Here is an 8,335-nt window from a genome sequence, read left to right as displayed (position 1 = left end):
GACTTCACCGGTCGGCCCTCTGAGGCACAGGACGTGCAGACCCGGCAGCCATACGATGTGGCGTTTTAGGCGGGCAGTGCTTGTCGGGGCTGACCAAGGCGCTTGCGCTTTTCTTATAGGAGGAATACATATAATGAAAAAAATCTTGATTACTGGCGCGCTTGGCCAGATTGGCTCTGAATTGACAGTTCAACTACGTGACATTTATGGGCAGGATAATGTAATTGCGACGGACATCAGGAAAAACGATTCAGCAGCTGCTGCGAACGGTCCATTCGAGATCCTTGATGTCATGGACTCAAATAAAATGGTCGACCTTGCCAAGAAATATGAAGTCGATACCATCATGCATATGGCTGCATTGCTGTCTGCCACGGCTGAAACGAAGCCGGTATTTGCCTGGAACCTTAATATGGGCGGATTGATGAACGCTCTTGAAACTGCAAGAGAGCTGAATTTGCAGTTTTTCACGCCTAGCTCCATCGGGGCATTCGGGCCGAATACACCTAAAGACAAAACGCCTCAGGACACAATCCAGCGTCCAACCACAATGTATGGTGTCAACAAGGTTGCCGGAGAACTGCTGGCTGATTACTATTTCCACCGTTTCGGAGTAGACACAAGGGGTGTTAGATTCCCTGGGTTGATATCCTATGTAACCCCTCCAGGCGGAGGTACAACTGATTACGCCGTTGAAATTTACTATGAAGCAATCAAGAATGGGAAATACAGCTCGTATATAGACAAAGGTACTTATATGGACATGATGTATATGCCTGATGCGCTTGGAGCGATCATCGATCTGATGGAAGCTGATCCTTCAAAGCTGATTCACAGAAATGCTTTCAACGTTACTGCAATGACCTTTGATCCAGAGGAACTGACAGCGGAAATCAAGAAGCATATTCCTGGATTTGAAATATCCTATAATGTCGATCCAGTACGCCAGGCTATAGCGGACAGCTGGCCAAACTCCATTGATGCATCAGCTGCAGCAGAAGAGTGGGGATTCAAAGCGAAGTATGATCTTTCAAATATGACTGCTGACATGCTGGAAAAATTAAAAGCGAAGCTATAGATAAAAGGAAAAGGTGAAATCTCATTGATTTCACCTTTTCACATAGATTAACTTATCTTTCTGTTCTATGACTTTCCCAACTATAGCCGCATGAACAAGCCCTTTATTCTTCAAGGCTTCCACGTACTTACCAGCTTCATTTTCAGGAAGCGCAACAAGGAGACCTCCAGAGGTTATCGCATCACAGAGTACTAATTGCTCTTCTGTAGAGATCTCTTCATACTCCACATCACCATCCAGCCATTTATGGTTGGATTTTGAGCCTCCAGGCACGACTCCTTTTGCAGCTAATTCATATGTGCCTTCTAAAACAGGCACATCCGATAAAGAAACCTCAAAACTGACATTACTGCCACGTGCAATCTCGCTGCCATGCCCAAGCAAACCGAACCCTGTGACGTCGGTTACAGCATGGGGAGTAAAGTCTTTCAGCGCATCTGCAGCAGACTTGTTCAGTAAAGCCATAGTTTCGGTCACTTCGCGCTCTTGTTCAGCAGTCACTGCGTTACGCTTTATTCCTGTAGTCAGGATTCCAACACCAATCGGTTTTGAGAGAACAAGCAAATCACCTGGTTCTGCACCGATATTTTTCCAGATAGCATTAGGGTGGGCAAGCCCAGTTACAGATAAGCCGAATTTAGGCTCCTGGTCATCAATTGAATGACCGCCAATCGTCACTGCTCCAGCTTCCTTCACTTTGTCACTGGCACCTCTTAATATTTCTGCGAGTATATCTGGACCAAGCTTTTTGATAGGATATCCCACCATATTAAGGACTGTCTTAGGTTCACCGCCCATTGCGTAGACATCGCTTAGTGCATTGGCGGCAGCAATCTGTCCAAACATATATGGATCATCCACTACGGGGGTGAAGTAATCTATTGTTTGGATCAGGGCAATATCTTCTGTAAGTTTATAAACACCTGCATCATCGGAAGTCTCATGTCCGACAAGTAATTCAGGAACATAATCCTGTTCTGGCAATAGACGCAAAACTTGCGTCAAGTCCTCGGGACTGATTTTGCATCCTCAGCCAGCCTTTGTTGATAGTGAAGTCAAACGGATTTTCTCGTGTTCACTCAACCTGATCACCTCCACAAAAAGTATACTCTTTCTTGTTTTTAAAATCATCCTTAAGCTATTATTATTTGCACTGACTTTGTCTTTACACTAAAATGACAGTAAATACATATATAAAGTTATACAGGGGGATTCAATAATGGAAAATTTTCAGGTTACCATCCAATTTTGCATGCAATGAAACTACGCACCAAAAGCCGCGAGTTTCGCGGAGGAACTATTCACTCATTTTCGAAGCCGAATTGAGAAGATGGAATTGATTCCGGCTTCAAAGGGAGCTTTTGAAGTTACTATCAACGGACAGACAATATATTCAAAACTGGATACAGGTGTTTTTCCTGATTCAGAGGAAATGATTAAACAAATGGAAGCGATGAACTAATGCCCTGGCTATTTAGCAGGGCTTTTTTCATACCATTCAAGTTCACCGTTTTGAAAAAACTTTTATATGGTCAATAATGATATAATTAATGAATGTACAACCGTTGTGGGGGAGATAGATATTGAAACAATTATTAAGGCAGCTTCCTGCTGTCCATGAATTACAAAAAGATTCTAGGTTTCTTGAATTAATCAAGAAACATGATGCAGACGGAGAGCGTTTCACAGACATAATCAAAGAGGTTTTAGATAAAATTAGGAAAGAAATTGTCAGCGATAAATGGAGAGGTCCAGAGCCTGGTACCAATCTGTTTATTGACGAGCTCTTTAAATTGATTGATTCATCGGCAAAAGAAAGATTTGACTACACAATGAAAAGGGTCATTAACGCAACAGGGACCATTTTACATACGAATCTTGGAAGGGCACGGTTGAGTGAGAATGCAGTGGAGCATGTGGTAGAAACCGCGAGAAATTATTCCAACCTTGAGTATAAGCTTAAGGAAGGTGAGCGCGGGTCCAGGCACAGCCATGTTGAAGCCCTTGTTAAACAAGTCACCGGCGCTGAAGCTGCGATGGTCGTTAATAATAACGCAGCAGCTGTTTATTTAATAATGAGTGCACTCGCCAAAAACAAAGAGGTCATTGTTTCACGCGGGCAGCTTGTTGAAATAGGGGGCTCATTCCGGATCTCTTCTATTATGGAAGAAAGCGGAGCTCACTTAGTGGAAGTTGGTACAACCAATAAAACCCATTTATATGACTATGAGCATGCGATTACTGACAATACAGCGATGATCCTTAAGGTTCATACGAGCAATTTCAAAATATATGGATTTTCAAAAACAGTTGAAACAAATGAATTGGCCCAACTATCTGGTAAGCACAACCAGGTTATTTTTTACGAAGATCTAGGAAGCGGTGTTCTTTATGATTTCACTCGTCATGGGATAGGGGAAGAACCAGTTGTCGGTGAAGTGCTTAAAATGGGGGCCGATATTGTATCATTCAGCGGAGATAAACTGCTCGGAGGACCACAGGCTGGTATTATCGCCGGAAAAAAAGAACTGATCGATAAGTTAAGAAAACACCAGCTGGCAAGAGTAGTTCGAGTCGATAAAATGACACTAGCGGCATTAGAGGGTACTTTAATGGATTATCTAAGGGGAGAGCAGGGGTTATTCAATATCCCGACACTAAGAGACTTGCTTGTTCCCGCAGATGAACTGAAAGGAAGGTCGGAGCACTTAGCCCATGAGATTAATTCGTTTGAGGGTGAGCTAAAAGCTGTTGTGACTGAAGGAACTAGCCAGGTCGGCGGCGGGACAATGCCTGATGTCCAGCTGCCCACGTATCTAGTCTCAGTTAGCCATCCGGAGGTCAGTGCTGAACATATTGCCAGAAAGCTAAGGACGGAACATTCACCGGCAATCGTTGTGCGGATACAAAAAGAAGAGGTTAATATCGATCTGCGGACGGTTACAGTTAAGGAAGAAAGAATTCTTTTGGATGCTTTTAAACTAATTTAGAAAGTAAGGCCTGCCATTTTTATTGGCAGGCCTTACTTTCTTTTGGATTGTTCAGCAGTAAATGCGCCTTGAGCTTTTACATGTCGTGATGTGAGTTATGTTTTTGACGTGTATGGTTTCGGTTTTTAACCTTTTTTGATCCACTTAATGGAGCAGGCTGGCTGTCTTGGTCCCCCTTAGGAGCATTCTTGCGCATATCCTTTGAATCATTTTTATTCATTGCTCATCCCTCCTGACTTTAGGATTAGATTTTCAAGCGAATTTATACTGAATAAATTACTTATAAATGAGCAATTTAACGTTATAGATTTATTACATCAGGAGGAATCACACATGCCTTATAATAAAGATAAACAGCAAGCCTTCCAGGCGGCACAGCAAGGATTCGAAGACGCACAAGGGCTGTACTCGGAAATTGTCCGGGACAGCGCAAGCTATGGACACCAGCTAAAACATCTCAAAAATGAAGTGAATGAAGCATTCCAGCAAATCGAAAATGCTCTTGAAAATGCATCTGAACATCAACGGGCGCAGCTTGAAAGGTTCCAGAACGATTTGCGGAGCATTGTAAATGAAGTCAATATGAAATAGCAGGGAAAGCGGAAGGGAGGCCTTCCGCTTTTTTATTATTGATTTTTCTTCCGTTTCTTATTGTTTTGCTTTTCCAGTTCAGATAATGGTTCGTTTGCCATTTCCTCGTTGAAACCTGCACCGTTGCCTTGTGCTTTTGCAGCATTAGCCCCGGGAATGACATGATTTGCTTTTCTTTTTACCATAAAATTCACCTCCATCTGCCATATTTTTTCCCATTCAGCCTTACACAATCCAGCTTTTTCATTTTTGTAAAATAGTTTTGGATCTTAGCGGAGAAAATTTGATGGGTGTTTCTTCTTTGATAAAATCCCATTAGGATAGTTTTAATCATGTTTATGATTTTTATAATAAGAAAAACTTATCAACCACAATAACTTTCTTGTTATTTACTTATATACAAGGTTATATTAATATGAAATTGTGAGAAAAGTTAGGATGGAATACAAGATTCAAACTTTTCGACAATTACTTTTATTTAGTTTATGATGTTTACGTAGAAGAAGGGGGTAAACATATGTCAAACCAAGATGTTTTTAACGCCCGCAGTTCATTTGAAGTTGACGGGAAACGCTATCATTACTATAGCCTGGCAGCACTAGAAAAGGCTGGAATCGGCAATGTATCAAAACTGCCTTACTCTGTTAAGGTATTGCTTGAGTCCGTGCTTCGCCAGCATGATGGCTTTGTAATCACTAAAGAGCATGTTGAAAATCTAGCAAAATGGGGAACTAGCGAAGTTAAAGAAGTGGATGTGCCTTTCAAGCCTTCACGTGTCATTCTTCAGGACTTCACTGGTGTACCTGCAGTAGTTGACCTTGCTTCACTAAGAAAAGCAATGGCTGACATGGGTGGAGACCCGCAAAAAATCAATCCGGAGAAGCCGGTCGATCTAGTAATCGACCACTCTGTACAGGTTGATAAATACGGAACTCCAGACGCACTTAATGTAAACATGGAGCTTGAATTCGAACGTAATGCTGAACGTTACCAGTTCTTGAGCTGGGCACAGAAAGCTTTCGATAACTACCGTGCTGTTCCGCCAGCAACAGGCATCGTGCACCAGGTTAACCTTGAGTACCTTGCAAGCGTTGTCCATGCTGTGGAAAATGCAGATGGCGAATTTGAAACTTTCCCTGATTCATTGGTAGGTACTGACTCTCATACTACTATGATCAACGGTATTGGTGTTCTTGGATGGGGTGTAGGCGGTATTGAAGCAGAAGCTGGAATGCTTGGCCAGCCTTCATACTTCCCGGTTCCAGAAGTTGTAGGTGTTAAATTAGTAGGAGATATGCCGAACGGCGCTACTGCAACTGACCTTGCACTTAAAGTGACTCAGGTTCTTCGCAGCAAAGGTGTTGTTGGTAAATTCGTCGAGTTCTTCGGACCTGGCGTTGTTACACTTCCACTCGCTGACCGTGCGACTGTTGCCAACATGGCACCAGAATACGGCGCAACTTGCGGATTCTTCCCAGTTGACGGAGAAGCATTGGATTACATGCGTTTAACTGGACGCACAGAGGATCACATTAAAGTGGTTGAGGCATACTGCAAGGAGAACGGACTATTCTTCGATCCTGCATTAGAGCCAGTTTACACTGATGTTGTAGAAATCAATCTTTCAGAAATCGAAGCTAACCTTTCCGGCCCTAAGCGTCCACAGGACTTGATCCCGCTATCAGAGATGCAAAAGTCCTTCAAGGAAGCATTGACTGCACCTGCTGGAAACCAGGGATTTGGCTTAGACAAGAAAGAAATCGAAAAAGAAGCTGTTGTTGAGTTCGCTAATGGTGACAAAACGACAATGAAAACTGGTGCAATCGCCATCGCTGCGATCACTAGCTGTACAAATACATCTAACCCATACGTACTTGTAGGTGCTGGGCTTGTTGCCAAGAAAGCTGTTGAGCTTGGAATGGAAGTTCCTAAGTTCGTCAAGACTTCATTGGCACCAGGATCAAAGGTTGTTACTGGATACCTTCGTGATTCAGCTTTGCTTCCTTACCTTGAAACACTAGGGTTCAACCTGGTTGGTTATGGATGTACTACATGTATCGGTAACTCAGGTCCATTGAAGCCGGAAATTGAAAAGTCTGTTGCTGAAAGTGACCTACTAGTTACTTCTGTCCTTTCCGGTAACCGTAACTTTGAAGGACGTATCCACCCGCTTGTAAAAGCAAACTATCTGGCTTCACCGCCATTGGTTGTTGCTTACGCACTTGCTGGTACTGTGGACATCGATCTTCAGAATGACCCAATCGGAAAAGACAAAGATGGGAACGATGTATTCTTCAAGGATATCTGGCCATCAACTGCAGAAGTGAACGAAGTTGTTCACCGCGTAGTTACTCCAGAGCTATTCCGCAGAGAGTACGAAACGGTATTCACTGACAACGAAAAGTGGAACGAGATCCAAACAAACAGCGATCCGCTTTACACTTTCGATGAGGATTCAACTTACATTGCAAACCCGCCATTCTTTGAAGGATTGACTCCAGAGGCTGGGGAAGTTGCACCATTGAACGGCCTTCGTATTGTCGGCAAGTTTGGTGATTCTGTAACAACTGACCATATTTCTCCTGCAGGTGCGATCGGCAAAGATACACCAGCTGGAAAGTACCTGCGTGAAAAGGGTGTAGAACCTCGCGACTTCAACTCATACGGTTCACGCCGTGGTAACCACGAAGTCATGATGCGCGGAACATTCGCAAACATCCGTATCAAGAACCAAATCGCTCCTGGCACAGAAGGCGGCTTCACTACCTACTGGCCGACGAACGAAGTCATGTCCATCTTTGATGCTTGCATGAAGTACAAAGAGCAGGGCACTGGCCTAATGGTTATCGCAGGAAAAGATTACGGTATGGGGTCATCCCGTGACTGGGCTGCAAAGGGTACTAACCTATTAGGAATCAAGACGGTTATCGCTGAAAGCTTCGAGCGTATCCACCGTTCAAACCTTGTATTGATGGGCGTTCTGCCACTTCAATTCAAAGCTGGTGAAAACGCAGAAACTCTTGGCCTGACAGGAAGAGAATCATTCGATGTGCAGATTGATGAAAAGGTTCGCCCACGCGACATCATCACTGTGACAGCAACTGACGAAAACGGCAACAAGAAGACTTTCGATGCTCTTGTACGTTTCGATTCAGAAGTCGAAATCGACTACTATCGTCACGGCGGCATCCTGCAAATGGTTCTTCGTGATAAATTAAAAGCGTAATTTATAAACAGAACCCCCTTATCCTTAAGCGGATCAGGGGGTTTTTGTATTAACGTCTTTAATTCGGTATAAGACATGTAAAAAAAGCGGTATTCATGACAGGTTTTCACCTGGAGAAAGCAGAACCTGTCAGGAATCCAGCTTCAATTTGACAGCTTTTTGCCTGGAGGGGGCGAACCTGTCAAGATAATGGGCCTTTCGTGACAGGTTTTCGCTTGAGAGGGCATAACCTGTCAAGATAATGGGTTATTCGTGACAGCTTTTCGCCTGAAGGGGGTGAACCTGTCAAGATAAAGGGCTATTCGTGACAGGTTTTTACCTGGAGGGGGTGAACCTGTCAAGATAAAGGGCTATTCGTGACAGGTTTTTACCTGAACGGTGTGAACCTGTCAAGATAATGTGTTATTGATGACAGCTTTTCGCCTGAAGGGGGTGAACCTGTCAAGATAA

The 8,335-nt window shown here is 43.5% G+C and carries 7 protein-coding genes and 1 pseudogene; 5 read left to right on the top strand and 3 right to left on the bottom strand.

What is annotated here, in order from left to right:
• Positions 1–133 precede the first annotated feature (133 nt).
• On the top strand, positions 134–1,078 hold the full coding sequence (locus tag J7I80_RS22055) for an L-threonine 3-dehydrogenase (RefSeq protein ID WP_214741437.1): 945 nt from the start codon (positions 134–136) through the stop codon (positions 1,076–1,078).
• A gap of 30 nt (positions 1,079–1,108) precedes the next feature.
• Here J7I80_RS22055 and selD read toward each other — a convergent pair whose 3' ends face one another.
• On the bottom strand, positions 1,109–2,209 hold the full coding sequence (gene selD / locus J7I80_RS22050) for a selenide, water dikinase SelD (protein ID WP_251027917.1): 1,101 nt from the start codon (positions 2,207–2,209) through the stop codon (positions 1,109–1,111).
• 142 nt (positions 2,210–2,351) lie between these two features.
• On the opposite strand from selD, the pseudogene J7I80_RS22045 reads away from it, so the two are divergent.
• Positions 2,352–2,540 (top strand): annotated as a pseudogene (locus J7I80_RS22045) (Rdx family protein); the annotation flags it as partial.
• A gap of 121 nt (positions 2,541–2,661) precedes the next feature.
• On the top strand, positions 2,662–4,068 hold the full coding sequence (gene selA / locus J7I80_RS22040) for an L-seryl-tRNA(Sec) selenium transferase (RefSeq protein WP_214741432.1): 1,407 nt from the start codon (positions 2,662–2,664) through the stop codon (positions 4,066–4,068).
• A 76-nt stretch (positions 4,069–4,144) separates the two neighbouring features.
• On the opposite strand, the gene J7I80_RS22035 is transcribed toward selA, so the two are convergent.
• The gene (locus J7I80_RS22035) at positions 4,145–4,288 is read right to left on the bottom strand and encodes a small acid-soluble spore protein P (protein WP_023614207.1); all 144 of its coding nucleotides are present in this window, start codon (positions 4,286–4,288) and stop codon (positions 4,145–4,147) included.
• Positions 4,289–4,401: 113 nt separating this feature from the next.
• On the opposite strand from J7I80_RS22035, the gene J7I80_RS22030 reads away from it, so the two are divergent.
• Positions 4,402–4,659 carry a hypothetical protein gene (locus tag J7I80_RS22030; RefSeq protein WP_214741430.1) on the top strand — a complete coding sequence of 86 codons (258 nt, stop codon included), beginning with the start codon at positions 4,402–4,404 and terminating at the stop codon, positions 4,657–4,659.
• Between the two features lie 35 nt (positions 4,660–4,694).
• Here J7I80_RS22030 and sspO read toward each other — a convergent pair whose 3' ends face one another.
• Positions 4,695–4,844, bottom strand: a complete 150-nt coding sequence (gene sspO / locus J7I80_RS22025; RefSeq protein ID WP_192472394.1) for a small acid-soluble spore protein O — start codon at positions 4,842–4,844, stop codon at positions 4,695–4,697.
• Positions 4,845–5,176: 332 nt separating this feature from the next.
• Here sspO and acnA point away from each other — a divergent pair, with 332 nt between their 5' ends.
• On the top strand, positions 5,177–7,885 hold the full coding sequence (gene acnA / locus J7I80_RS22020) for an aconitate hydratase AcnA (protein ID WP_214741428.1): 2,709 nt from the start codon (positions 5,177–5,179) through the stop codon (positions 7,883–7,885).
• Positions 7,886–8,335: the final 450 nt, after the last annotated feature.

Source organism: Bacillus sp. ISL-41, from assembly GCF_018613235.1.
Classification (GTDB): domain Bacteria; phylum Bacillota; class Bacilli; order Bacillales; family Cytobacillaceae; genus Mesobacillus.
Note: the sequence above shows the minus strand (reverse complement) of the source record. Positions and strands in the feature narration are given on the sequence as shown.

Excerpts from the sequence above, each read along its gene's own strand:
- acnA (WP_214741428.1), top strand. The coding sequence starts at position 5,177 with ATGTCAAACCAAGATGTTTTTAACGCCCGCAGTTCATTTGAAGTTGAC.
- J7I80_RS22055 (WP_214741437.1), top strand. The coding sequence starts at position 134 with ATGAAAAAAATCTTGATTACTGGCGCGCTTGGCCAGATTGGCTCTGAA.
- J7I80_RS22035 (WP_023614207.1), bottom strand. The coding sequence starts at position 4,288 with ATGAATAAAAATGATTCAAAGGATATGCGCAAGAATGCTCCTAAGGGG.
- J7I80_RS22030 (WP_214741430.1), top strand. The coding sequence starts at position 4,402 with ATGCCTTATAATAAAGATAAACAGCAAGCCTTCCAGGCGGCACAGCAA.
- sspO (WP_192472394.1), bottom strand. The coding sequence starts at position 4,844 with ATGGTAAAAAGAAAAGCAAATCATGTCATTCCCGGGGCTAATGCTGCA.